The sequence below is a fragment of the Microbacterium pratiae genome (genome assembly GCF_047302165.1).
Classification (GTDB): domain Bacteria; phylum Actinomycetota; class Actinomycetes; order Actinomycetales; family Microbacteriaceae; genus Microbacterium.
On the sequence record NZ_CP154843.1, the window covers coordinates 3,167,952 to 3,193,093 of the forward strand.

Annotated in this window: 20 protein-coding genes; 13 read left to right on the forward strand and 7 right to left on the reverse strand. The window is 68.7% G+C overall.

The genetic code is table 11. The features are described 5' to 3' along the window. Window positions 1–43 precede the first annotated feature (43 nt). The 5 genes from AA0Y20_RS15125 to AA0Y20_RS15145 are packed head-to-tail and all read left to right on the forward strand — an operon-like array spanning window position 44 to window position 7,205. Window positions 44–1,468 carry an O-antigen ligase family protein gene (locus AA0Y20_RS15125; protein WP_412935903.1) on the forward strand — a complete coding sequence of 475 codons (1,425 nt, stop codon included), beginning with the start codon at window positions 44–46 and terminating at the stop codon, window positions 1,466–1,468. Window positions 1,469–1,504: 36 nt separating this feature from the next. After that, window positions 1,505–2,953 carry an O-antigen ligase family protein gene (locus AA0Y20_RS15130; RefSeq protein ID WP_412935906.1) on the forward strand — a complete coding sequence of 483 codons (1,449 nt, stop codon included), beginning with the start codon at window positions 1,505–1,507 and terminating at the stop codon, window positions 2,951–2,953. Next, window positions 2,950–4,296 (forward strand): O-antigen ligase family protein, encoded by a 1,347-nt coding sequence (locus AA0Y20_RS15135; protein WP_412935909.1) that lies wholly within the window; start codon window positions 2,950–2,952, stop codon window positions 4,294–4,296. Before AA0Y20_RS15130 ends, AA0Y20_RS15135 begins: the two co-directional genes overlap by 4 nt. 10 nt (window positions 4,297–4,306) lie before the next feature. Beyond that, window positions 4,307–5,278, forward strand: a complete 972-nt coding sequence (locus AA0Y20_RS15140) for a glycosyltransferase (protein WP_412935911.1) — start codon at window positions 4,307–4,309, stop codon at window positions 5,276–5,278. 13 nt (window positions 5,279–5,291) lie between these two features. Next, window positions 5,292–7,205 carry a glycosyltransferase gene (locus AA0Y20_RS15145; RefSeq protein WP_412935913.1) on the forward strand — a complete coding sequence of 638 codons (1,914 nt, stop codon included), beginning with the start codon at window positions 5,292–5,294 and terminating at the stop codon, window positions 7,203–7,205. A 3-nt stretch (window positions 7,206–7,208) separates the two neighbouring features. On the opposite strand, the gene AA0Y20_RS15150 is transcribed toward AA0Y20_RS15145, so the two are convergent. Genes AA0Y20_RS15150 through AA0Y20_RS15160 form a run of 3 tightly spaced genes read right to left on the reverse strand, consistent with a single transcriptional unit; the run spans window position 7,209 to window position 9,884 of the window. After that, window positions 7,209–7,952: an ABC transporter ATP-binding protein gene (locus AA0Y20_RS15150; RefSeq protein WP_412935916.1), complete on the reverse strand. Its 744-nt coding sequence runs from the start codon at window positions 7,950–7,952 to the stop codon at window positions 7,209–7,211. Then, window positions 7,952–8,743, reverse strand: coding sequence for an ABC transporter permease (locus AA0Y20_RS15155; protein WP_412935919.1), 792 nt, complete (start codon window positions 8,741–8,743; stop codon window positions 7,952–7,954). The genes AA0Y20_RS15150 and AA0Y20_RS15155 overlap by 1 nt, the downstream gene beginning before the upstream one ends. 31 nt (window positions 8,744–8,774) lie before the next feature. Continuing rightward, window positions 8,775–9,884, reverse strand: coding sequence for a glycosyltransferase domain-containing protein (locus tag AA0Y20_RS15160; protein ID WP_413331734.1), 1,110 nt, complete (start codon window positions 9,882–9,884; stop codon window positions 8,775–8,777). Window positions 9,885–10,079: 195 nt separating this feature from the next. Between AA0Y20_RS15160 and AA0Y20_RS15165 the strand changes: the two genes are divergently transcribed. Beyond that, window positions 10,080–10,820: a hypothetical protein gene (locus AA0Y20_RS15165; RefSeq protein ID WP_413331736.1), complete on the forward strand. Its 741-nt coding sequence runs from the start codon at window positions 10,080–10,082 to the stop codon at window positions 10,818–10,820. Here AA0Y20_RS15165 and AA0Y20_RS15170 read toward each other — a convergent pair. The 4 genes from AA0Y20_RS15170 to glf all read right to left on the reverse strand — a co-directional run bounded on the left by AA0Y20_RS15170 (window position 10,808) and on the right by glf (window position 16,231). Continuing rightward, on the reverse strand, window positions 10,808–12,007 hold the full coding sequence (locus AA0Y20_RS15170; RefSeq protein WP_413332499.1) for an ABC transporter ATP-binding protein: 1,200 nt from the start codon (window positions 12,005–12,007) through the stop codon (window positions 10,808–10,810). The genes AA0Y20_RS15165 and AA0Y20_RS15170 overlap by 13 nt on opposite strands. A gap of 56 nt (window positions 12,008–12,063) precedes the next feature. Beyond that, window positions 12,064–12,969 carry an ABC transporter permease gene (locus AA0Y20_RS15175; RefSeq protein WP_412935929.1) on the reverse strand — a complete coding sequence of 302 codons (906 nt, stop codon included), beginning with the start codon at window positions 12,967–12,969 and terminating at the stop codon, window positions 12,064–12,066. Between the two features lie 81 nt (window positions 12,970–13,050). After that, window positions 13,051–15,087, reverse strand: a complete 2,037-nt coding sequence (locus tag AA0Y20_RS15180) for an acyltransferase family protein (protein ID WP_412935932.1) — start codon at window positions 15,085–15,087, stop codon at window positions 13,051–13,053. Window positions 15,088–15,094: 7 nt separating this feature from the next. Beyond that, window positions 15,095–16,231 (reverse strand): UDP-galactopyranose mutase, encoded by a 1,137-nt coding sequence (glf, locus tag AA0Y20_RS15185; RefSeq protein ID WP_412935934.1) that lies wholly within the window; start codon window positions 16,229–16,231, stop codon window positions 15,095–15,097. Between the two features lie 166 nt (window positions 16,232–16,397). On the opposite strand from glf, the gene AA0Y20_RS15190 reads away from it, so the two are divergent. From AA0Y20_RS15190 to AA0Y20_RS15220, 7 genes are read left to right on the forward strand one after another with little or no spacing between them, the layout of a single operon-like run. Continuing rightward, the gene (locus AA0Y20_RS15190; protein WP_412935936.1) at window positions 16,398–18,314 is read left to right on the forward strand and encodes a DUF6541 family protein; all 1,917 of its coding nucleotides are present in this window, start codon (window positions 16,398–16,400) and stop codon (window positions 18,312–18,314) included. A 2-nt stretch (window positions 18,315–18,316) separates the two neighbouring features. Next, window positions 18,317–19,513: a glycosyltransferase family 4 protein gene (locus AA0Y20_RS15195; RefSeq protein ID WP_412935938.1), complete on the forward strand. Its 1,197-nt coding sequence runs from the start codon at window positions 18,317–18,319 to the stop codon at window positions 19,511–19,513. Next, the gene (locus tag AA0Y20_RS15200; protein ID WP_256977408.1) at window positions 19,510–20,709 is read left to right on the forward strand and encodes a glycosyltransferase family 2 protein; all 1,200 of its coding nucleotides are present in this window, start codon (window positions 19,510–19,512) and stop codon (window positions 20,707–20,709) included. Before AA0Y20_RS15195 ends, AA0Y20_RS15200 begins: the two co-directional genes overlap by 4 nt. Then, entirely contained in the window at window positions 20,709–21,836 is a 1,128-nt protein-coding gene (locus AA0Y20_RS15205; RefSeq protein WP_412935941.1) for a glycosyltransferase family 4 protein, read from the forward strand. The genes AA0Y20_RS15200 and AA0Y20_RS15205 overlap by 1 nt, the downstream gene beginning before the upstream one ends. Further along, the gene (locus AA0Y20_RS15210) at window positions 21,833–23,077 is read left to right on the forward strand and encodes a lipopolysaccharide biosynthesis protein (RefSeq protein WP_412935943.1); all 1,245 of its coding nucleotides are present in this window, start codon (window positions 21,833–21,835) and stop codon (window positions 23,075–23,077) included. The genes AA0Y20_RS15205 and AA0Y20_RS15210 overlap by 4 nt, the downstream gene beginning before the upstream one ends. Window positions 23,078–23,114: 37 nt before the next feature. After that, on the forward strand, window positions 23,115–24,179 hold the full coding sequence (locus AA0Y20_RS15215; RefSeq protein WP_412935945.1) for a glycosyltransferase family 4 protein: 1,065 nt from the start codon (window positions 23,115–23,117) through the stop codon (window positions 24,177–24,179). A 49-nt stretch (window positions 24,180–24,228) separates the two neighbouring features. Next, window positions 24,229–25,110, forward strand: coding sequence for a glycosyltransferase family 2 protein (locus AA0Y20_RS15220; RefSeq protein WP_412935947.1), 882 nt, complete (start codon window positions 24,229–24,231; stop codon window positions 25,108–25,110). Window positions 25,111–25,142: the final 32 nt, after the last annotated feature.

The window sequence follows — 25,142 nt, forward strand, 5'->3', positions numbered from 1 at the left end:
GAACCGATGTCGACGGACGCCGCCGCGGTACCCTGTCTGCACCATGGCCGTCTCCTCCCGACATCCCGTCTCGGCTCCACCCACGGCACCCGCCCGCGAGACCACCGGCCATCTCCTGCTCCGCGCCTGGTGCGTCTTCGTCATCGCCGCCTCGATGGCCGGAACCGGCTGGCTGATGGCGTTCGGCTCGGCGGGCGCGGCGATCGTCGTCGTCGCGACCGGCGTGGTGTCGGCGATCCTGTGGGTCTCGTTGCGTCCGAGGGTGCAGTGGCGCCGGCTGCCGTGGTTCGCCCTGGCCTATGTCGCGTGGGCGGTGGCGTCGATGCTGTGGTCGGTGTGGCTCGGTGCGACGGAGCTGACCCTGCTGCTGCTCGTCTCGACGACGGCGCAGGCCATGTTCGTCGGGGCGGTGCTGACGTGGCGTGAGATCCTCCGCGCCGTCGCGGCGGCGCTGAAGTGGATGCTCGCCCTGTCGATCATCTTCGAGCTGTGGGTCGCGCTCATCTGGCGCGGCGACATCCTGCCGGGCTTCGTGCGCCCGGGAGCCGACTACGACGGCCACCCCATCACCCTCTGGTCCCGCGACAACCTCTTCAACGGCGGCCGGCTCCAGGGCATCTTCGGCAACGCCAATCCCCTCGCCTACATCGCGCTCCTGGCGATCATCGTCTTCATCGTGCGGATCGCTTCGGGCGCACCCCGACGGTTCCTCCTCGCCCTGTGGACCGCTCTCGCGCTGTACCTCTTCTGGCGCGCGGGATCGGCGACGGCGCTTCTCTGCGCCGTCGCCGTGGCGGTCGTCCTCGTGACGATCCTGCTGATGCGCACGGCACGGCGACCCGGCGAGCGCACGCGCTTCTATGTCATGTACCTCGCCATCGCCGGCATCGGCGGCGGGGCGGTCTGGCTCGCCCGCGACACGGTGTTCGGGCTTCTCGGCCGGTCCTCGGATCTCACCGGGCGGCAGCGCATCTGGGATGCCGTCGGAGACCGGATCGCCGAGCGCCCCGTGATCGGCTGGGGCTACTCGACTCCGTGGGTGCCCTCGGATCCCGCCTTCGACGGCTGGATCGTCGACCACGGCGTCAGCGTGATGCAGGCCCACAACATGTGGCTCGACGTCGCCCTCCAGCTCGGATACATCGGCGTCGCCCTCATCGGCCTGGCGCTGCTGGCGTTCGTGTGGCGTTCGTGGTTCTTCGCGGTCGACCGCCCGCGTTGGGACCTCGTGGCCGATCGGCCCTACAGCGCGTTGACGCTCGTCCCTTCGCTCGTCGCGACGATCCTGCTGGTCCAGGGCCTCGCCGAGTCGGCGCCGCTGCTGAACTGGGGCTGGTTCCTCATCATCCTGTTCGCCTTCAAGATCAAGCAGGCCCCGCTCGTCGGACGCGGGCCCGCGGAACAGCGCCTCGACGCGGAGCAGGGCGACCGTCTGCCCGAGCAGCAGGAGGCGTTCCGCGGCGCATGAGTGCTCTCAGGGGCCTCCGGCTAATCTGAGAGCATCATGGCCAGTCACACGCGCGGGGGATCCGGAACGGATGCGTCGACGACCCCGGCGCCACGGCGCCTCCCGTTGCGACTGGTGCGTGCGTGGTGCACCCTGATCATCGCGTCGTCGATGGCGGGCACCGCCTGGCTCATGGCGATCGGCGTCGGCGGCTCGGCCGTCGTGGTCGCGGTCACGACCGCCGTGTCGGCGGCGATCTGGGCGATCCAACGCCCCCGGCGACGCTGGCGCCGGCTCCCGTGGTTCGCCCTGGCCTACGTCGGCTGGGCGGTTCTCTCGCTGCTGTGGACCGAATGGCCGCAGGCGACCGCGATGACGCTCGCGCTCCTGCTGGCGACGACGGCGCAGGCGATCTTCGTGGCATCCGTCCTCACGGGTCGCCAGATCATCGAGGCGATCGCCGCCGCGGTGAAGTGGATGCTGGCCCTGTCGCTCGCTTTCGAACTGTGGGTCTCGCTCGTCTGGCAGGGGCCGATCCTGCCCGAGTTCGTGCGTCCGGGACCCGATTTCACGGGCGACCCCATCATGTTCTGGTCGCGCGACAAGCTCTTCACGGACGATCGCATCCAGGGCATCTTCGGCAACGCCAACTCCCTCGCCTACATCGCACTCCTCGGGCTCGTCGTGTTCGGGCTGCAGATCAACACCCGTGCGGGGCGGCGAGGTCCGCTCGTGGCCTGGACCCTGCTCGCCGCGTTCTGCTTCTGGCGGGGATCGTCCGCGACGGCGGCGATGTGCGCCATCGCGATCGCCATCGTCATCGTCGTCGTGCTGCTCATGCGCCGTGCGCGCACGGCGCGGACCCGCCGCCTCCTCTACATCGTCTTCACCGTCACCGGGATCGCTCTCATCACGACCCTCTGGGTTCTCCGCGAGGCGCTCTTCGAGATGCTCGGACGCTCCTCCGACCTCAGTGGCCGCAAGGAGATCTGGGCGACCGTGGGCGAGCGATTCGCCGAGAGCCCGATCATCGGCTGGGGCTACTCCGTGCCCTGGGTCCCGACCGACCCGTTCTTCGACGGTTGGATCGTGGACCGGGGGGTCACCGTGATGCAGGCCCACAGCACGTGGTTCGACGTGGCGATGCAGCTCGGCGTCGTCGGCGTGCTCCTGTTCGCCGTCGCCCTCGGAGCATTCACGTGGCGCGCGTGGTTCCTGGCGCTCGGCCGCATCCCCCGTCCCGGCACCGAGCGGGAGCCCCGCTCGCGCCTGCTGCTGATCCCGGCGCTCGTCGCGACGATCCTGCTCGTCCAGAGCGTCACCGAGTCGTCGCCGCTCCTCAACTGGGGCTGGTTCCTGTTGGTGATGCTCGCCTTCGCGATCAAGCAGGCTCCCGCCTCCGTGCGCGGCACGCCCGTGCGGCGGCGTTCGACGCTCGCCGCCGCATGGCCGCTCGAAGGGGGCGCCCCGATCGAGCGCGGCGCGCCGGTGGAGGGCGCGGCGTGAGGACGCCGCCCGCGCTGTCCACCTCGTGGATCGTCCGGACACTCGACTCGGCCGCCTTCGCACAGGCCTTCGCGCACACCGCCATCGCGGCCGTCTTCGCGCAGCACCTCGTCGAGCGGACGGCCGGCCGGGTCACCTGGCTCACCGTGATCGCGGGGCTGTGCGTCGTCGGTGCCGCGGTGCTCCTGGTCCGGCGGCGGGAGTTCACCCTCGTGCGGCTGATCCCGTCGACGCTCGTCGTCTTCCTCGGCTGGGCTCTCGCGAGCATCACGTGGACCACCGACGCCTCCGGCACACTCGGCGGGTGGCTCTCGCTCGCGTCGATCGCGTTCCTCGCCGTCGTCATCGCCAACACGCGTGACACGCTGCAGACGGTGCGGGCGCTGGCGGACGTGTTCCGCGTGCTGCTGGTGCTGTCGCTCGCACTCGAGCTCCTCTCGGGTGTGTTCTTCGACATGCCGTTCACCTTTCTCGGCATCGAGGGCGATATCGCCGTGCTCGGCCCTGTCCAGGGCATCTTCGGCACGCGCAACTCGCTCGGGTTCATCGCGGTCCTGGCCCTCATCACCTTCTACATCGAGTGGCGGACCGTCTCCGTGCGCACCGGTGTCTCCCTCTTCTCCGCGGTGCTGGCCGCCCTCCTCGCCGCGCTCTCGGACTCCCCCACCGTGCTCGTCCTCGCTGTCGCCACGGGAATCGCGACGGCGGCCCTCGGCCTCGTCCGACGCACGCGCCGCGGGCTCCGACGCACCGTGCAGTCCGTCCTCGGCGCGACGGTCGTCGTCGGAGCACTGGTCGGCTACGTCTTCCGCGAGCGGATCATCGCGTGGATCGGGGCGGGCACCGACTTCTCCATCCGCGCCGAGCTCTGGGATCAGATCGCCTCGTTCGTCCGCGTGGAGCCCGTACGCGGGTGGGGCTGGTTCGGCCCGTGGTCACGGACGGACTTCCCCTTCAACGCCATCAACTTCGCGCTCGGAGACCGCCACACCTCCGCGCTGAACGCGTACGTCGACGTCGTGCTCCAACTCGGCTGGGTCGGTCTGCTGATCTTCATCGCGTTCGCGGGTCTGGCCCTCGGCCGCGCGTGGCTCGTCGCGAGCGAGCGCCGATCCATCCTCTACGCCTGGACGCCGCTCATCCTCGTGACGGTGCTCGTCGACGCGCTGTTCGAGAGCTTCCCCCTGCATGGATACGGCTGGTTGATGCTCGTCCTGTGTGCGCTGCGCGCGGGCCAGTCGCGGTCCTGGCGGGAGAACATCCGGGATGCCGCGCGGCCGCCGTCTCCCGCCGCGGGGCTGCCCGATGACACCTCGACGGGAACGCACGGCATCGCACGGTAGGATCGGGCCGGTGAGCGCGCAGGTTTTCGACCCGACATCGGCGACCATCGCCATCGTCACTTTCAACCGCTCCGCGCTCCTGTCGCGGCTGCTCGAGAGCATCGTCCGCATGGACCCGAAGCCCGGGCGCGTGGTGATCGTCGACAACGCATCGACCGACGACACGACAGCCGTCGTCGAGTCGTTCCGCGACCGACTGGGCACGCAGCTCGAGTACCGGCGTCTCGAGACGAACACGGGTGGGTCCGGCGGTTTCAGCGAAGGGGTCCGTATCGCATACGAGCTCGGCTCCGAGTGGATCTGGCTCATGGACGACGACGTCGAGGTACTCCCCGACGGACTCGCGAAGATGGGCCGCTGGGCGCCGCGGTTCCGCAGCATCCAGGGCCGCCGGTACGACTACGACGGCAGCGAGTTCTACTGGCAGTACCGCGTCGCCGAGCGCATGGGCATCCCCATCCCCTTCGCCCCCGCCGGTTTCGGCGACTCGGGCTACAAGGAGATGAACTCCGGGTGCTTCGAGGGGATGTTCATCCACCGCGACATCGTCGCCCGCATCGGGCTGCCCGATCCCCGCTTCTTCATCTACTGGGACGATCAGCTCTACGGGTGGCTCGCGTCGCGCATCACGACGTCGGTCATCGTCGACGAGTTCGTCCTGCGCCGCACGCGCGAGATCCGCCAGTGGGACATGGGCATCCGTCACATGAACGCCTCGAGCAACGCCTACCGGTACTACATCATGCGCAACCGGGCATACATCAAGAACTACTACCGCGCGAAGGGCGTCTACAACCCCGTGCTGTTCGGTCTCGGGACGACGCTCACGTTCGGCAAGGAGCTGATCCGGCTCTTCCTCGTCGAGCGCACGGTGCGCGGCACCTCCCACCTCTTCCGCGGCCTCCGCGACGGGCGGCGCATCGCACGCGACCGCTCCTGGCAGCCGATGCAGCCGCTGATCGATCAGCCGGCCCGTCCCTGACGAAAGACAGACCATGCCTCACCTGCTGCAGCGCGCCGTCCTCCCGCTCGAGCACGACCCCGACCTCCTCCCCCTCTACGTCGACCCCGAGACGTGGACCGAGATCGATGAGGAGCCCGTGCGCGTGTCGTCGCGGGCCCAGCTGTCGAACATCCTCGGCCGGTCGGAAGCGCGGATCGTGAGCGGGCGGCGGGTCTCGTTCGGCACCTACTTCAACGCTTTCCCGGCGTCGTACTGGCAGCACTGGACCCCGGTGCGCGCGGTCACGCTCACGGTGCGCACCGAGGGGACCGCCACGGTCCTCGTCTACCGTTCCAACGGCGGCGGCACCCGCCAGCGGCTGGAGACCCGCGAGGTGACCGGCGAGGCGACGAGCACGTTCGAGCTCACCCTGAATCAGTACAGCGACGGCGGATGGATCTGGTTCGACATCGCGGCGGACCGCGACGACGCTCGGTTCCTCGGGGCGGAGTGGACGACCGAGCAGGAGCCGACCCGCTCGGGCAAGGCCTCGCTCGGCATCACGACCTACAACAAGCCCGACTACTGCGTCGAGACCCTCCGCGCCCTCGATGCGGCGCCCGACGTCCTCGAGCTGGTCGATCGCATCTTCCTCATCGACCAGGGCACGGATCGCGTCGACGCTCAGCCCGACTTCGCCGAGGTCGCCGGCAGCCTCGGCGAGACCCTCCAGATCGTCACGCAGCCCAATCTCGGCGGCTCGGGCGGCTTCGCCCGCGCGATGCACGAGACGCTGCAGCGGCCGGAGAGCGACTTCGTGCAGCTGCTGGATGACGACGTGCGCATCGAGCCGGAGTCACTCCGTCGCTCGATCGTCTTCGGCCGATACGCGACGACGCCGACGATCGTCGGTGCCCACATGTTCGATCTGCTCGACCGCCCGAAGCTCCACGCCTGGGCCGAGGTCGTCGATGATGCGCCGTTCATGTGGCGCACGCTGCAGCAGGAGAAAATGCCGCACGACTTCTCGGTCGCGAACCTGCGGCAGTCCCCCGAGCTGCACATGCGGCTCGACGCCGACTACAACGGGTGGTGGATGTGCCTCATCCCCGTGGAGGTCATCCGTCAGGTCGGGCTCTCCTTGCCCGCCTTCATCAAGTGGGACGACGCCGAATACTGCCTGCGAGCCCGCGACGCCGGGTTCCCGACCGTCTCGATGCCCGGGGTCGCGCTCTGGCACGTGTCGTGGGTCGGCAAGGACGACTCGATCGACTGGCAGGCCTACTTCCACGCCCGCAACCGCATCGTCGCCGCGCTGCTGCACTCGAACAGCCCACGGGGGGGCACGCTGTTGCGACACAGCCGGCGTCTCGACCTCAAGCACCTCATGATGATGCAGTACTACCCCGTCGCGCTGCGCCACCGCGCACTGCGCGACATCCTGTCGGGGCCCGAGCACATGGCGGCCGGGATCGCGACGGCCATGCCTGCCGCGCGAGCCCTGCAGAAGGACTTCCCCGAGACCGTCGTGCATCGCGACACGGGAGTCCCGCTCCGCTCCCGCAAGGGACGTCAGGTCTTCAAGCGCCTCCCCAAGCACACCTTCGACAGCCCCACCGGCCTCAAGCTGCGCTGGTTCACGCTGTCGACTCTCGCGTCGCATTGGCTGCATGCCCCTCGCCCCGAGAACGTCGCTCAACCCGAGGTGGAGTTCGGCAAGGGCGACGCGCAGTGGTGGCGTCTTCCCCGCTACGACAGCGCCCTGGTGAGCGCGGCCGACGGGTCGGGCAAGAACATCTACACCCGAGACCGGGCGGCCTTCCGGCGGATGCTGCGTGAGAGCGTGCGACTGCACGCGCAGCTCGAGCGCGACTGGCCGAAGCTGTCACGCCGCTACCGTCGCGCCATGGGGCAGCTGACCTCCCCCCAGTCGTGGGAGCGCATCTTCGACCCGGCGGAGCGCTGAGCCTCAAGCTCCGCCGTTGTGGTCCTCGTTGTACCGGTCGAGCACGTCGCCGATCGGTCCGTCGAGGACCAGTGAGCCTCTGTCGAGGTAGAGGCCCCGCGTGCAGAAGCGACGCAGGTCCTTCTCGTTGTGGCTGACGAAGAACAGCGTCCGCCCCTCGGCGAGCAGCTCGTCGATGCGCTTGTAGCACTTCGCGCGGAACGCACGGTCGCCGACGGCGAGCACCTCGTCGACGAGCAGGATCGGCTCGTCGAGCTGCGACACCACGGAGAACGCGAGGCGGACCTTCATGCCGTTCGACAGGTGCTTGTAGGGCGTGTCGACGAAGTCGGAGATCTCCGCGAAGTCGATGATGTCGTCGAATCGACGATTGACCTCGGCCTTCGACATCCCGTGCAGGCCTGCGGTGAGGCGCACGTTCTCGCGAACGGTCAGGTCTCCCACGAAGCCGCCCGTGATCTCGATGAGCGGGGCCACCCCGCCGTGCACGTCGACGCTGCCCTCGTCCGCCAGGAGGACGCCGGCGACGAGCTTGAGGAGCGTCGACTTGCCCTGCCCGTTGCGCCCGACGACGCCGATCGACTCACCCGGTACGACCGAGAACGAGACGTCCCGGAGAGCCCAGAACTCGCCCGGGCGGCTGCGTCGCGAGGCACCGCCGAACAGGTCCTTGAGGTTGCGTCTGCCGCGCCGGTTGCGGCGGAATCGGACGCCGAGGTCGCGTACCTCGATCGCGAGTCCGGACATCACAGCTCCTTCAGCACCGGGCGCTCGAGACGAGAGAAGACGAGAAGACCGAGGCCGAAGACCAGGATGCTGGTGACGGCCCCGACGATCACCGACAGCGTGTCCCACTGGTCGGGGAAGAACCCGACACGGTAGAGCGTGAAGATGCCGGCCAGCGGATTGAACGCTCCGAGCTCCTTGAACACGCCCGGCAGGTCGGCCACGCCGTAGATGATCGGCGACGCGTAGAACAGTGCCCGGAGGACGAGTCGCGTCGTGCGCTCGAGGTCGCCCCAGAGCACGCAGAGCGGTGCGACGATGAGCCCGAGGCCGAGCAGGAGGATCACCTGCAGGATGACGGCTACGGGGAAGAGCAGGAGCGCCGCGTTGACCGTCGCGCCCCCGAAGATCGCGAACACCGCGAGCACCGGGAGCGAGAACAGGAACTCGATCCCCTTGCTCAGGACGATGCGCCCCACCCAGATCGAGCGCGGGATCGACGTCGATCTGACGAGCCGCGCATCCTTGTTGAACGCACGCGTGAAGTCGGTGACGGCGGAGTTGAACCACACCCACGGCAGCAGTGCGGTGATGAGGAAGACGATGTACGGGTTCTCACCGACATCCCGATGGAAGACCTGCGTGAAGACGAACCAGTAGATGCCGCTCATCACGAGCGGGTCGAGGACCGACCAGAGGTAGCCGAGCGCGCTCGTGGAGTACCGCACCCGCAGGTCGCGCGCCGACAGCAGCCACAGAGAGTGGAAGTAGCGCCGCGGCGATCCGGGGGCGCCGACGACAGCGGGACTCACGCGACGAGTTTACGTGTTGACGACTCGAGACTCATCGCTGGAACCGACGCGGCAGGAACCGACGCAGCAACCGCCTGACCGCGCCGTCGCGTGCTTCGAGCTCGCGCACACGCTCCGAGGCGAGAACGGCTTCCCGTGTCTTGTTGTCCAGCCTCAGCTCGATCCGCGCCCGTTCCTGCGTCCCTTGCTCGATCTGCGCCTTGAGATCCTCGATCTGTGCTGCAGCACGTTCGAGAGCGTCCTCGCCTGCAAGGCTCAGACGCGCTTCGAGCTCGGTGATACGACGTACGGCGCGGCGCAGGTCAGCGGCGAGCGGGCCGGCCGGAAGCGAGGGGGCCTTGCCCTGTTGCACGCGGCGCCCCTCGACGATCGGCCACTGGTGGAACCGGGAATCGAAATTGTCGATCTCGACGCCGCGATAGTCGATATCGCCGTCGAGGGCGACCATGACCGACAGCTGGTCTCGGCGCGAGTACCGCAGGACGTGGTCGGCCCAGACCCGCATGGCAGCGGAAACCCGCGCATTGCGCCGACGCACGAGGAGCGCCGTCCAGTGCGGGCGCGCGTCGAGAACGTCGGGCACGGTCGTCGCGTAATCCGACAGCTGCTCGTAGACCCGGGCTCGATCGTCGTAATTGAGTCGAATCACTTCGTCGAACTCGTCGACGAGGTTGTCGCGGTAGCTGTGCGTGGGCAAGGCCATGTCGGCGTCATCGGGCAGCCAGGCAGCGACGAGCTCTTCGGGTGTGACTTTGAGGCGCACGGACGCATCTATGTACAGGCTCACGTCGAACTCGACGTCCGTCTGAGGACCGAGGATCTTGTGCAGCCGGGCACTGCGCACGGGGTCCGCGGCGAAAGCCGGTTGCACAACCTGGATCTCCCACGTATCACTCGTCAGATCGGGGTCGTCGGTGAAGCAGATGAATCGAGCCTGGCTCCGGCCAGCGACGGATTGATCGAGCAGGGAGTCGTAGCGGCCGAAGAGCGAGGTGAAGACGACGAGGCTCATGCGAGGCCCACCGGAGCGTGCGGCAGCACGGACAGCATGCACATGGGTCCAACCGTAGCCGCTGCCTGCGCACGGCCCGGTCAGGCTCGACGAACTAAAGTGGACGGCATGCTGCAGCGTGTGAGCCACTGGGCCGGATCCGCACGCTCGAGGATGCGAGCCGCCGCTCGAGCCCTCGCCGTCCGGTACGGCGGCCTGCCCCACTCGGTCGGCACGGTGGACAGTCCCCCGCCTCCGGTCGCTCACGATGTCACGCAGTTGTGGATGCGAAACATCACCAGTCGCGAGCCGATCACGGACAGCTCGAGTGACGAGATCGTCACGATGACGACTCACGGGCAGCGCATCCGCGACGTGTGGCTGGCGATCGAATCCATCGGACGAGGCGACAGGCTGCCCGCGCGGATAATCCTCTGGCTGGATGAAGGAACGAAGGTCCCGTGGCGACTGCGCCGTCTGCAATCGCGCGGGCTGGAGATCCAGCAGGTCGCGCGAGGCTGGGGCGTTCATACCAAGTATTGGCCGTACATCTCCAGCACGATCGAGCTCGCCGGGCCATTGGTGACGGCCGACGACGACATCCTGTACCCGCCGAACTGGCTGCAGGACCTGCACACGATGCACGAGCGCTATCCGGATGACGTCATCGCGTTCCGCGCGCACCGCATGGTCATGGTCGACCATGACCGTTTCGCCCCGTACAGCTCGTGGCCCACATGCGCGACCACCGAGCCCAGTTACGCACACTTCGCCACGTCGGTCTCAGGCCAGCTTCTGCCACCCGGCTTGCAGAACGCGTTGCGCGAGGAAGGGCCAGTCTTCGTCGAGATCTGTCCGACCGCTGACGATGTCTGGATCCATCGATGCGCGGTCGCCCACGGCTTCCGCACCCGCCAGGTCGAGGAGAGGTCGTTGCACTGGTGGTTCGTCCCCGGCTCGCAGACCTCCGGGTTGAACGCCGTCAACGTCGTCGGCGGCGCCAATGACGAGCAACTGCGTGCGACGCACACCGAGCTGACACGCGAACGCATCTGGGCGTCCGCGGGAAGGCCTCAGCGCACCTGAATGTCCGCGTGGACGGTTCCCGTCTGGCGGTGCTCCATCGGAACAAAGAAGGTCGCGGCCTGCCAGGCGACGGCCAACGAAGAGCCGTTCTCGTCAGCCACCTCGGCGTTGATGAAGTACTGCCCACCCGCGAAGGCCGAGTTGCGAATGACGTACTCCACTTCGGTCGTCCCCGCCTCGGCTCGGCCGTGCGGCTGCTCGAGGCGACGGCTCCCCGTCCCGAGGACCTGCTGACCCGACGGCGTATCGATGCTGACTCCTGTGTTCCAGCGCTCGTAGGGCTGGGTGTGGTTGACGACGATGCGGACATGGATGTCTTCACCGGGCTTCACATCAGACAAGGGGGTGCCATCAGCAGCCTCGATGCGAACCGCTTCGATAGACGAGGTCGGCGCCTTCTCTTCGGACTCCGGGTGGAGTTCTGCCTCCAGGACGTCGGCGTTCTCCGCGTTGCGGCGACGCCTCCCCTCCAGGACCTCCCGGTGGACGCGGGTGGCTGCTGCAGCAGACCCCGAGAAGACGACCTCGCCATCGTGAAGGACGACACCCTGGTCACAGATCTCCATGACCTGCGCCGCGGAATGGGACACCAGGATGATCGTCCGCCCCTCCGCCTGGAACTCGCGGATCTTATCCATGCATTTTCGCTGGAAAGCCTCGTCGCCGACCGCCAGCACCTCGTCTACCAGCAGGATGTCGGGGTCGGTATGGATGGCGACGGCGAACGCGAGCCGGACGTACATTCCTGAGGAGTAGAACTTCACCTGCGTGTCGATGAAGTCGCCGATCTCCGCGAACGCCACGATGCTGTCGAACTCCGCATCCGTCTGCTCCCGCGACAGACCCAGGATCGCTGCGTTCAAGTAGACGTTGTCACGGCCGGAGAGGTCGGGATGGAACCCGGCCCCGAGCTCGAGCAGGGCCGCGAACCGGCCGCGTCGACGTACCGATCCCGAGGTCGGATCGATGATGCCGCCGATGATCTTGAGCAGAGTGCTCTTGCCCGATCCGTTGGGGCCCATGAGCCCGATGGTCGACCCCGCCGGAATGTTGACGGAAACGTCCTTCAGAGACTGGAACACCTCTTGATGCAGTCGTCCGCGCCTTCCGAACGTCACCACGCGTTCCTTGATCGAGTTGTCTCGACGGATCGTGAACTTCTTCGACACGTTGTCGACCACGACCACATCGGGCCCGGTCGGTCGATCCTGGGGAGAAGTGGACCTGTTCTGGGTCACGTCGGTCAGAGCTCCTGTGCGAAGTTGCCTTGCAGGCGGGCGAAGAGGCGCTGACACGCCCACACGAGGACGAGGCCGATCACGAACGCGATGGCCATTCGGAGCGCCAGATGAGGAGGGTAGTCGGCCGGTGAGCCCGAGACCCAGAAGGCGCGGTGGAATCCGAGCACGGCGAGCGTCAACGGGCTGTTGGTGTAGATCTCCAGCAGCCAGGCCGGGAAGCCGAACTCATCGAAGACCCGGTTGACCATGGTCCACGCGTAGACGATGGGCGATGCCCACATCGCCAGCATCAGCACGACCTGGGTCAGGTACTGCACGTCCCTGAGGTAGACGTTCAGCGCGGACAGGAAGAGACCGGTGGCCAGTCCGTAGACGATGATGAGGCCGACGGCGGGAACGAAGTAGATCAACCCCATGGAGAAGGGCGGAACACCGAGGATGAAGCAGGCCGCGATCAGAACCGCGAGCTGCACCAGGAAGGTGAACATGGCCGACCCGATGCTGGCGAGCGGAAAGATCTCGCGAGGTACGTAGACCTTCTTCACGAGTCCCGAGTTGGCGACGATCGATCCGGTGGACCCCGAGAGCATCTCGGAGAAGAAGGCGTAGATGGTCAAGCCGGAGAAGATGTAGATGGCGAAGTCGGGGATACCGCGCGCAGCCTGGAGGAACTGACCCATCACGACGTAGTAGACGGTGAGCTGGACGATCGGGTTGATGAGCACCCAGAGAAGCCCGAGCGCGCTGTCTTTATACCGAGCCTTGATGTCACGCCGCACGAGCAGCGCCAGCAGCTGACGGTGCGCCCAGACCGCTCTAACGGAAGCCACGAACCCGGTTCCCGAGGCGATCGGAGCGAGCGGCTCGCGCTCGAGGCGGGCGAAGCGGGCGAGAGCGCTATCGGTCACAGCGGAGTTCCATTCGATTCGCCAGGCACAACGACCAACGATACAGCGCGCCGTCTGTGAACCACCCGCGGAGGCACGGACTCACCAGAGCCCGCCCAGCTGAGACTCCAGTACCGGCGCGAGAGTGCGCGCGTAAGAGCTGGAGAGGTGGTTGTCGTCACGATATACGGCGACGTTGCCGACGACGGCAGGGCAGACGTCATCCGGGCAGATCCACTCGGTCAGGTCGACGTGCGTGATGCTCTCGCGCTGCAGGATGCGCGCCGGATTGGCGGCCGCCAGCGAGCTGCCGCGCGGCATGGAGCACCCCTCCGGGTCGTCAGATTCGACGACACAGCCGAACATGTCGTAACCGAACCGCGGGTTGTCGCGCACCGCGATGACCGGGATGTCGGCGGCGTCCATCCGGTCGATGAACCGCTCGATGCCCGGCCGGAGGCTCTCATCCTCCTCGCCCGCGTCGGCGGCGGTGACGATGGTCATGACCGCCGACGGTTTGATCGCCTCCACGTGGCGGATCGCCGCTTCACGCCACTGCGGGCAGAAGTCGGGATCGAAGCCGGGGTCGTCGAGGCCCATGGCGCAGCCACCGCGCACGAGGGTGATGACGCCCCAGCCCCGCTGCTCGGCGATCGGCACGAGAGCCGCCGTCATCTGCTGCGCGTGCGAGTCTCCGATCACCGCGATCAGCTCGCTCGCGCGCTGAGTGCCCGGCATCTCCGAGCACGACCCGTGCAGGATGTCGTCGGTGATGGCGCGCGCGCCGCTGCACTCGAGCTCGAGCTGCACCCATTCGTCCTCGATCGCCGTCGCGAGCGGGATCATCGGCAGCTCCGGGTCGGGTTCGGAGACCTCGTCGTCGAAGAGCACGTGCGCCCCGGGGTTCGCGGTCAGCTGTTGCTCCGCGATCCGCTGCTCGCGGTACGCGGTCACGCCCTGCCACGTCCCGACGGGGACCATGACGACTAGGGCGGCGACCGCGACGACCGCGACGGAGGGCATGACGCTGCGCTCCGAGCGCCGCCACTGCCGCACGGGGTGGTCCACAGCGAACGTCAGCAGTCGTGCGCCCACCAGCGAGGCCACGACGATCGCCACGCCGCCCACTGCGCCGACCTCCGTGCGCTCGCGCACGACGAGCCACGTGACGAGGATCGGCCAGTGCACGAGGTAGAGGCCGTACGCGTCGCGGCCGGCGAGCCGAAGCGGGCGCGACGCGAGGAACCGGGCGGGGCCGCGCCCCGCGTCACCGGTTCCCGAGACGACGATCATCGCGGCGCAGACGACGGGCCAGAGGGCGAGGTATCCCGGGAACCCGCCTTCGACGTCGAGCAGAACACCGCAGGCGAGGAGCCCGCCGATGCCGATCCACCCGAGGACGGCGCTCACGGTGGGCCCGGGCCGCAGGTGCGGGAGCGCCACGACCAGCAGCGACCCGGCGGCGAACTCCCACAGTCGAGCGCCCGTGTCGAAGTACGCGAGCTGCTGAGCGGCATCCGTCCGCACGATGGAGTACGCCAGCGACAGCACGAAGACCGTTCCGAAGACCACCGCGACGGTCGCGTCGGGTGACCGCCGGAAGCGTCGAATGATCAGGAGGCAGAGCGCGAAGAGAACGGCCCACAGCACGAACGCCTGCCCTTGCACGGAGAGCGACCAGAAGTGCTGGAGCGGGCTCGGCGCCTGCCCGCGGTTGTAGTAGTCGACCGCGTCGGCGGCCAGGACCCAGTTCTGGACGTAGAGCAGAGATGCCCACGTCTGTTCCCAGAGCGAACGCCACATCGTCGCGGGGTAGAGCACTCGCACCAGCACGAGGACGAACAAGAGCGTGACCGCGGCGGCGGGCAGAAGACGACGGAACGTCCCGACAAGCCGGCGCGCGATGTCCGGTGGCGCTCCGGTGTGGAGGCGGTGCAGGAACGTACGGGTCAGGAAGAAGGCGGACAGCATCAGGAAGACGTCGACACCGCCCGATACGCGCCCGAGCCAGACGTGGTAGGTCACGACCAGCAGGATGGCGACGGCCCGGAGGCCGTCGATGTCGGCGCGGTACCCCCAGCGGTCCGCATCCGTCGCCGCACCGGCCGTGCGGCGCGGACGGGTCGTCAACGAACCCACGACAGCCTCACGCGAGGTGGTTGTTCCACATCGACAGCGCAGAGCCGATCGCCATGTGCATGTCGAGGTACTGGTAGGTGCCGAGGCGGCCGCCGAAGTGCACGTCCTGCTCGCCCTTGGCGAGATCGCGGTACGCCAGCAGACCGGCGCGGTCGTCGGCGGTGTTCACGGGGTAGTACGGCTCGTCGGCACGGGTCGCGAAGCGCGAGTACTCCCGCACGACGACGGTCTTGTCGGTCGGATAGCGATCGGCACGCTCCGGGTGGAAGTGCTTGAACTCGTGGATGCGGGTGTACGGCGCATCGGCGTCGGCGTAGTTCATGACGCTCGTGCCCTGGAAGTCGGGGATGTCGAGGACCTCCTGCTCGAAATCGAGCGTGCGCCACGACAGCTCGCCCTCGGTGTAGTCGAAGTAGCGGTCGACGGGACCGGTGTAGACGACCGGCACCTGGCCGACGGTGTCCTTCTTGTTGAGCGGCTGCGACTCGTCGAAGAAGTCGGTGCTCAGCTTCACCTCGATGTTCGCGTGGTCGGCCATGCGCTCGAGCCACGCGGTGTAGCCGTCGACCGGGAGACCCTCCCAGGTGTCGTTGAAGTAGCGGTTGTCGTAGGTGTAGCGGACCGGCAGGCGCGAGATGATCTCGGCCGGAAGCTCTCTCGGGTCGGTCTGCCACTGCTTCGCGGTGTAGTCGCGGATGAACGCCTCGTACAGCGGCCGGCCGATCAGGCCGATCGCGCGCTCCTCGAGGTTGTTCGCCTGCTTCGGATCGAACTCGCCCGCGAGCTCGTGGATGAGGTCGCGCGCCTCGCCGGGCGTGTACGCAGCCTGGAAGAACTGGTTGATCGTGCCGAGGTTGATCGGAAGCGGATACACGACGCCCTTGTGCGTCGTGTACACGCGGTGGACGTAGTCGGTGAACTGCGTGAAGCGGTTGACGTACTCCCACACGGTCGCATTCGAGGTGTGGAACAGGTGGGCCCCGTACTTGTGCACCTCGATGCCGGTGGTCGGCTCGTTCTCGGTGTAGGCGTTGCCGCCGATGTGATGACGGCGGTCGATGACGGTCACCTTGCGACCGGCTGCTGCAGCACGCTCGGCGATGGTGAGGCCGAAGAAGCCGGAGCCGACGATGAGGAGGTCCATGGGGCGAACGCTTTCGTTTCGGGGCAAGCGAATGGGCGCCCCCGGGCGGGGCGTCATCGATCCTACGCGACGCGTTCCGCGGGCCTGAGGAAAGCGTGGGAAAGCCCGATGAGGGCGTCGGCTACGATGGCATGTCGAATTGTCGCAGTGACGGAGTCGGGATCGAATGGACAGCTGGATCAGCACATTTCCGTCGATCCTCGTCGCTGCGCTCCTCCTGATCATCCCGGGCGGCATCGTGATGATCGCCGGCTGGGGCTCGCGGAACCCCTCTCGCTGGCTCCTCGCTCCGGCGGTCTCGGTCACGATCGCTGCGGTCGCCGCCACGATCGCCCCGCTCGTCGGTCTGCGCTGGGGGCTGATCCCGCTCGCGATCGTCACCGTGCTCGTCGCGGGCGTCGGCCTCGTGCTGCGCCGCTTCGCCGGAACCGACGACGCACCGTCGTCCCGCGGTACGTTCCTCGCGACTGCCGGCGCGCTGGCGGCGGCGGCCGGCGGACTCGGCATCCTGTTCGCGCGCGCGTTCGGCGGACCGGAGAACATCGCCCAGCGGTTCGACAACATCGTCCATCTGAACGCGATCGCCCTCGCCGTGAAGAACGGCAGCGCCTCGCCGTTCCAGATCGGCGCCACCTCGGACATCGGCGGCTACCCCAACGCCTGGCATGCCATCACGACGCTCGTCGTCGAGCTGACCGGTGTCACCGTTCCGGAGGGAATCAACGCCGCGAACCTCGGGTTCGTCGCGATCCTCTGGCCCGCCTCGATCATGGCCCTCGTCGGTGCGATGTTCCACCGACGCCGAGCCGCCTACGTCGCCGCGGCGGCCCTGTCGACGGGCTTCGGCGCGTTCCCCGCGCTCTTCCTCAACTGGGGCGTGCTGTACCCCAATCTCGTCGGTTACGCCATGGTGCCCGCGGGCCTCGCTGCCGTCGTCCTGGCGCTCGACGAGCGCAGGTCCGGCGGCATCGTCCGCGCCGTCCTGCTCACCGCGCTCCTGTCGGGCGGCGTCTTCCTCGGGCATCCGAACGCCTTCCTGGCCCTGCTCGCGTTCGCGGCAGCGTCCGTGCTGAGCACGCTCCTGGCACGCGCCATCGCAGGCCGGTCTCGGCGCGCGTGGTGGACTCTCGCGGCGAGCGCGGCGGGATTCGCGATCGTCTGCCTCGCGACGTGGTCGGTGTTCCGGACGTCGGCGGAGCACTCCGGCTGGAAGCCGTGGCAGAACCTCGCGCAGGCCTTCGGGGAAGCAGCGCTGGCGTCGCCTCGGGGATACCCCCCGACCATCGTGATCGCCGTGCTCATCGTGGCCGGCGCGGTCGTCGCGGTGCGACGGCCGAAGACCCTGCCCCTGCTCGCCCCCTTCGCTGCGGCGGTTCTGCTGTTCGTCGTGGCCTCGGGCCTGCGCATCGATCACCCGCTCCGCGAGTTCCTCACCAACCCCTGGTACAACGACTCGAACCGTCTCGCGGCGCTGCTCCCGATGGCCGCCATCCCGGTCGCCGTCCTCGGCGCCCTCGGGATCTACGACGCGGGCCGTCGAGCCCTGGCACGACTCTCCGCCCCGAGCTGGGCACGCGTCGTCGCGCTGGTCATCGCGGTGGTCGCCGTCTTCTCCGTCGCGGTCGGGCCGAACGCCCGCGTCGCGCTCTCGCAGGTCCGCGAGGCCTATGCCTACACCGATGGTTCGGTCCTCCTCACCTCGGATGAACGGGCCCTTCTCGACCGGCTCCAGGAGGAGACCGACGAAGACGCGCTCATCATCGGAAGTCCGCGGACCGGAGCCTCGCTCGCGCTTGCGCTGGCCGATCGCGAAGTGACCCAGCGGCACATCTTCGGATCCCCCTCCCCCGAACTGGTCTACCTCAACTCCCAGCTGCGGAACATCGACACCGATCCGGCCGTCTGCTCCACCGTCGACGACCTCGGCATCGATTACGTCCTGGACTTCGGTCGTCAGGACGTGATGGATCAAGCGCAGGCCGTGACCTACGACGGCATCCAGGACCTCGCACCGGGTCGGCACCTCGTGCTCGTGGACTCGGAAGGTCCCGAAGCGCGCCTGTTCCGCATCGAAGGATGCTGACCGTGGCGTCGCGTCGCCGTGTCGCGGTCGCCTACGACTGCCTCTTCCCTTTCACCACCGGAGGCGGTGAGCGTCAGTACAGCGCCTTCGCGGCTGAGCTCGTGAAGCTCGGTCACGACGTCGACTACCTCACGTCGCGTCAGTGGGACGACGACTCCGAGCTGCCCGACGACTTCGCCGTGGTTCCGGTCACCGGCCGCCTCAGCCTGTACTCGGGCGACGGTGTGCGGCGCATCCCCGCGGCCCTGCGTTTCGCGGCAGGCCTGTTCGCCGCCCTCGTGCGTCGGCGTCGTCGTTATGGCGCGGTTATCGTGAGCGGACTACCGATCTTCAATGTGTTCGCCGCACGTCTCGCGCTGCTCGGGTCGGGCACACGCCTGGTCGTCGACTATCTCGAGGTCTGGCCGCGGCCCCAGTGGATCGAGTACTCCGGCGCCGTCACCGGCACTATCGCCTGGGTTCTCCAGCGCGCCGCGATCGCGGTCACCCCGCTCGCGACCTGCCACTCTCAGCTCAGCGCGACACGGCTGCGAGCCGAGGGCCTGCGCTCGACTCCGGTGGTGAGCCCGGGCCTCATCGACGGCACGGTCGAGACCGGTCCCGTCACCCCCGCGTCCGAACCGCCGTATGTGCTCTACGTGGGGCGGCACATCCCCGACAAGCGGGTCGAGACTCTCCCGGCCGCCGTCGCTCAGGCACGTCGTCACCTCCCCGGCCTGCGCCTGGTCGTGCTGGGGCGAGGGCCGAGCGGCGACACCGTCCGCGCCGCCGTCGCGGACTCCGCCGGCGAGGGGTGGACCGAGTTCCCCGGGTTCGTCGACGAGGAACGCCTCGCGGAGCTGATGCACGGAGCCCTCTGCGTCGTCAATCCGTCACGGCGCGAGGGATACGGCCTGGTGGTCGTCGAGGCGAACGCGCACGGCACGCCCGTCGTCCTCGTGTCCGACCCCGGCAACGCCGCCACCGAACTCGTCGAGGCGGGAGTCAACGGCGTCGTCGCCGATTCCGCGTCGGCCGAAGACCTGTCGGCCGCCATCCGCGCCGTCGCAGACGGCGGCGACGAGCTCCGTCGCACCGCACGCGCCTGGTACGACTCCGCCATCGAGACCCGAACAATCCGCCGTACCGTCGAGGGAATCCTCGAAGCCCTCGAACCCCCGCGGCGCATCGCCCGGAAGACGAAAGAAGACACTCCGTGACAGCTGCATCCCCGTCCACCGAGGTCGAACTGACGATTCTCATGCCGTGCCTCAACGAGGCCGAGACGCTCGAGGTCTGCATCCGCAAGGCCCAGGGCTTCCTCGCCCGCACCGGGATCTCCGGCGAAGTCCTCATCTCCGACAACGGCAGCACGGACGGCTCGCAGGAGATCGCGCTCCGCCTCGGCGCGCGTGTATCGGCGGCCAGCCGTCGCGGATACGGCGCCGCGCTCATCAACGGCATCGACAACGCCCGCGGCCGCTACATCATCATGGGCGACGCCGACGACAGCTACGACTTCGAGAACCTCGAGCCGTTCGTCGAGCGTCTGCGCGCGGGAGCCGACCTCGTGATGGGCAACCGTTTCGCCGGCGGCATCGCCCCGGGCGCGATGCCGCCGCTGCACAAGTACCTCGGCAATCCGGTGCTGTCCACGATCGGTCAGCTCTTCTTCCGGCCGAACGTCCGTGACTTCCACTGCGGCCTCCGGGGCTTCAACCGCGACCGCATGCGCGCGCTGGACCTCCAGACGACGGGTATGGAGTTCGCCTCCGAGATGGTGGTGAAGTCCTCCCTCGCGAAGTACCGGATCGAAGAGGTCCCGACAACGCTGAAGAAGGATGGCCGGTCCCGTCCGCCGCACCTCCGCAGCTGGCACGACGGCTGGCGTCACCTGCGGTTCCTGCTTCTCTTCGCTCCGCGCTGGCTCTTCGTCTACCCCGGCCTCGTGGCGTTCTTCCTCGGCGCCATCGCCGTCGCGGTGCTCGCGTTCGGCGGCGTCGAGATCGGGGGGATCGGCTTCGACGTCACGACGATGGTCTATGCGAGCGCCCTCTGCGTCACGGGCTTCCAAGCGCTGCTCTTCTTCTGGTTGACGAAGCTGTACGCGACCCAGGAGGGCTTCCTCCCGACCAGTGAGCGGTACCGCCGTATCGTCGCGAAATGGTCCGCCGAACGCGGGCTGCTCGCAGGCGTCGCTCTGTTCCTGCTCGGGATCGTGATCGGGATCGTGCAGGTCAGCGTCTGGGGCAGCGCCGACTTCGGCCAGCAGGATGCCGCGCAGGCGGTCCGTATCGCCGTTCCGAGCGCGCTCACCATCATCCTCGGATTCCAGACCATCATGATGAGCTTCTTCTCGGGCGTCCTCACGACGCCGCGGCGCGAGCAGCGTCCCGAAGCCGTCATCGAGAGCTGATGCCGTCGCGGAGGGTGCTCGTCGACCTGCTGGGGTTCACCGGGTCGCGCGGCGGCACCGAGACCTATGTGCGCGAGCTGACCCCTCGACTCGCCGAGCGATTCCCCGACGTGCGGTTCGCCGCGCTGACCGGGCGAGTCGGAGCCGACAAGGTCCGTGCTTTCTTCCCGGGGCATGTCCAGTCGCTCGCCTGGATCGGCGCGGACCCCGCCACGTGGGCGCTGGGGGCCGTGGCGGCGACCGAGGTCGTCGCCCGCCGTGGGCGCGCCGACCTCGTCTGGGCTCCGGCCAACTTCGGCCCGATCCTCCGCGGCACGCCGCGCGTGGTCACGGTGCACGACGCCATCTACGACGAGGTGCGGGGAACCCTCGCGCAACGTGCGCAACGGACCGTCACCTCGACGCTCATGCGCCGGTCGGCGCAGACGGCCGATCGCGTGCTGACGGTGTCTCATGCTGCCGCCGCGAGCATCGCGCGCAACTTGCGCGTCCCCGCCGAGCGCATCTCGGTCGTCCACAACGGCAGCGCCGACCCCCGCCCCGTCGACGACCCGTGGTCTGCCCTCGACACGCTCCGGCTCCCGACCGATCGACCGATCGCCCTGAGCGTCGGCAACCGGATGCCGCACAAGAACTTCGTCGGGCTGCTGGAGGCGCTCGCGACGCTTGCCGCGGAGGCCCGCCCTCTCACGGTCATCGCCGGCAGCCGGCTCCCCGACCCGCTCGCGGACGAGGTCTCGCGGCTCGGGCTCGACGGCGACGTCCTCCTGCCCGGCTGGGTGAGCGACGACCAGCTCGAAGCGCTGTTCCAGGTCGCGGACCTTTATGTGTGCCCTTCTCTCGTCGAGGGATTCGGGCTTCCGGTCGTCGACGCGCTGCGCCGCGGTGTCCCCGTCCTCGCCAATGATGTGCCGGTGCTGCGCGAGGTCGGGGGCGATGCCGCCCGTTATGCAGACGCGACGAGCCCCGAGCAGTTCGGCGCCGCGATCGCCAGGGCCGTGAGCGACCCCGGGGATGCCGAGGCACAGGCCGGCGCGCGGACCTGGGCCTCGCGGTTCACGTGGGACGACGCCGCGGACGCGACTGCCGCCGTCCTCGAGGCGACCCTGTCGGAGTCCTCGCGGTGACCGCTGCACCCTCGATGAAGCGCCGCCTGCTCGGCTTCCTTCTCGTACCGGCGATCGCCGCCCTCTCGCCGATCATCGCTCTGCCCGCTGTCACGACCATCGCGGGCCCCGGTGGCTGGGCGAGCGCCATCGCGGGCGAGTCCATCGGCACGTTCGCCGCCATCGCGATCGGGTGGGGATGGGCCACCATCGGGCCGGCGCTGATCTCCGTCGCCGCGGGAGACGAGGAACGCGCCAAGCTCTATCGCGAGTCGATCGCGGTGCGCCTGTCGATCTCGGTCCTGGCCCTGCCCGCCCTCGCGGTCATCTGCTGGCTCATCGCCACGCCGGGCTCGGAATGGCTCACGATCCTCATGGGCATGCAGGGCGCGCTCATCGCACTGTCCTTCACCTGGTTCTGCGCCGGTGTCGGAGACCCCCGCACGATCGTCCTCTACGACGCGGCACCGCGTCTGCTCGCGAACCTCGCGGCGGCGGGGCTCGTGCTCTCGACGGGCATCGTGGTGCTCTATCCGCTGGCCGGCATCCTCGTCACGCTCGTGGGTACCTCACTCTTCACCGCGCGGCTGCTTCGTCGGCATCCCGGCCCGTGGCCGCGTCCCCGGGATCTGCCGCGGCTTCTGCGCTCGAACCTCTCCGTCGCGCTCAACGACGCCGGGCTGAGCGGCTATTCCAGCGTTCCCGCCCCGGTCGTCAACGTCACGGCGGCACCGGTCGCCGCTGCGGGCTACGCGACGGGCGACAAGATGCTGAAGCTCGGGCAGTTCATCCCCATGACGCTCGCCAATGCGCTCCAGGCATGGATCGGCGAAGCGCACGGCAGTCACCGTGGCCGCCGCATGACGATAGCGATCGGTCTGGCGACCGCGACCGGTGTCGCCGGGTGGGCCGGACTCGCGCTCGTCGGCCCGTGGCTGACGAGCGCGTACCTGCCCAACGCACCGGCGCCGTTCGAGATCCTCGTCGTCCTGGGAGCGGTCTTCTTCTTCTTCTCGGTCCGCACGGCCGTCGCGCGCCTGGTGCTCTTCCCCGCCGGCCAAGCCGGCGCGGTCATGCGTGCGACACTGATCGCCACCGCCCTCGGCATTCCGCTGATGATCGGGCTCGGGATCGCCTGGGGTCCCGTCGGCGCCGCCCTCGGCTACGCCGCGACCGAGGGCGCGGCGACGCTGTTCCTCGCCCGCCGGTGCCTGCGCGTTCTGCACGATCTCCGCCACACCCCCGTCGAGCCCACGCCGTGAGCGTCGCCCGAGTGGCCTCATCCGAAAGGACCGTACGATGACCATCGCCGTCAACGGCCGTTTTCTCATCGACTCCTTCGGCGGCGTGCGCCGCTTCGCGACCGAGCTCACCGAGCATCTCGCCGCATCCCGCGACGACGTCGTCCTGCTCGTCCCTGCCGCGGCCGATGCATCAGGCATCCATGGCGTTCGCGTCGAGACGGTGGGGCGCTCCGCCGGACCGGTCTGGGAACAGCTCGAGCTCCCCCGCTGGCTGCGCCGCCACGGTTCCCCCGTTCTGCTGAACCTGGCGAACATCGCGCCGGTGGCGTACCGCAACCAGTTCACCGTCCTCCACGACATCGCCCCCACGATCCGTCCCCAGGACTTCACCGTCCTCTTCCGCATCCAGTGGCACCTCGCCGTGCGGTTCGGGATGCTGCGCCGCGGCCAGCGACTGGTGACGGTGAGCCACGCCTCGCAGCGCGAGATCGCCGAACGGTTCCGTGTGTCGCCCGAGACCATCGACGTGGTCTACGAGGGAGCCGACAGCCTGGGATCGCCGGATGCGACGCGCCCGGCCGCCGACGACACCGAAATCCGCTTCGTCGCCTTCGGACGCCATGGAGCCGCCAAGAACACGCGGGCCGTCATCGACGCGCTGCGCCATGTCGACGACGATGCGCCAATTGTCATCGAGTTCGTCGGCAGGCTCGATCCCGACCTCGAGCCCTACGCCGCGGAGAAGGGCATCCCGTCGCGACGCATACGCTGGCGCGGCCCGGTCTCCGACTCCGAGCTCGCGGGTGTCTTCGCCGACGCCGACGGGTTCGTCTGGCCGTCCTTCCACGAGGGCTTCGGGCTGCCGCCTCTCGAAGCGCAGAGCTACGGAGCACCCGTCCTCGCCTCGGACATCCCCATCAACCGCGAGATCCTGCAGGACTCGGCGCTCTACTTCCCCGCCGCCGAGCCCGTGGCGCTCGGCGCGCTCATGATGGAGCTCGTCCGCGATCCCGCTCGAAGGGCCGACCTGCGCGAGCGCAGCCGGCGCAACGCGGAGCGATTCACCTGGGCGGCCACGACGACCGCGTGGAACGCGCTGCTGGACAAGAACCGTCGCTGAATCCGGCGGGATTGCGCGTCGACCCCGTCGACAGGGGACAATCGGAAGCGTGAACCTCGGCTTCGTCGTGACGACCCTGGGCCGCCTCGGCCCGCTCCGCACCCTGCTCGACTCCCTCGAGCCGCAGCTGCGCGACGGCGACGCGGTCGCCATCGTCGCGCAGGGCGAACAGGACGAGGTGGCAGCTCTCGTTGCGGACTACGCGGCCCGCGGGATGGCCGTGACCGCTGCGACCTCGGCACGCGGCGCCTCGCTCGGCCGGAACACCGGCGTCGCTGCGCTCCCCGTTGGGGAACGGGTCGTGACGTTCCCCAACGACAACACGGTCTACCCGGCAGGCACGGTCGACGCGCTGCACGCGGCCGTCGACGCCGACGACTTCATCGCCGGCGGCTTCTCGTCGTGGGACGAGCGCGGGCCCAAGACCACGCTCCCCTCGCCCGGCACTCCCCTCGATCGGTACAACGTCTGGGCCGTGATCGAGATGGGCATCCTCATGCGCCGGTCGCTCTTCGACGCCATCGGCGGCTTCGACGAGCGGCTCGGCCCGGGCGCCGCCACCCCGTGGCAGGTCGCCGAAGGCACCGATCTCCTCCTGCGAGCGCTCGCGCGGGAGCCACGTCTGACGGACGAATTCCGCTGGCTGCCCGCGGAGGTGCACGTCGACGGCATCTCGACCGGCTTCGGGCTGACCGCCGCGGAGCGACGCCGCAAGCTCCGGGCATACGGCCGCGGCACCGCCCGCGTTCTCGGGGTGCACCGCTACCCGTTGTGGTGGCGGTTCGCCTTCACGGGCGCCGGACTGCTGTACGGGGTCCGTAACCCCGCGCCCATCACGATCGGCGACGGCTGGCCGATGTTCGTCGGGCGTCTCGAGGGGCAGCTCGGCCGCACCTTCGGACAGGCGCGGATGGTCTCGACCACCCGCTGAGCCGTCGGATGCCGCGCTGATAGGCTTCGGAA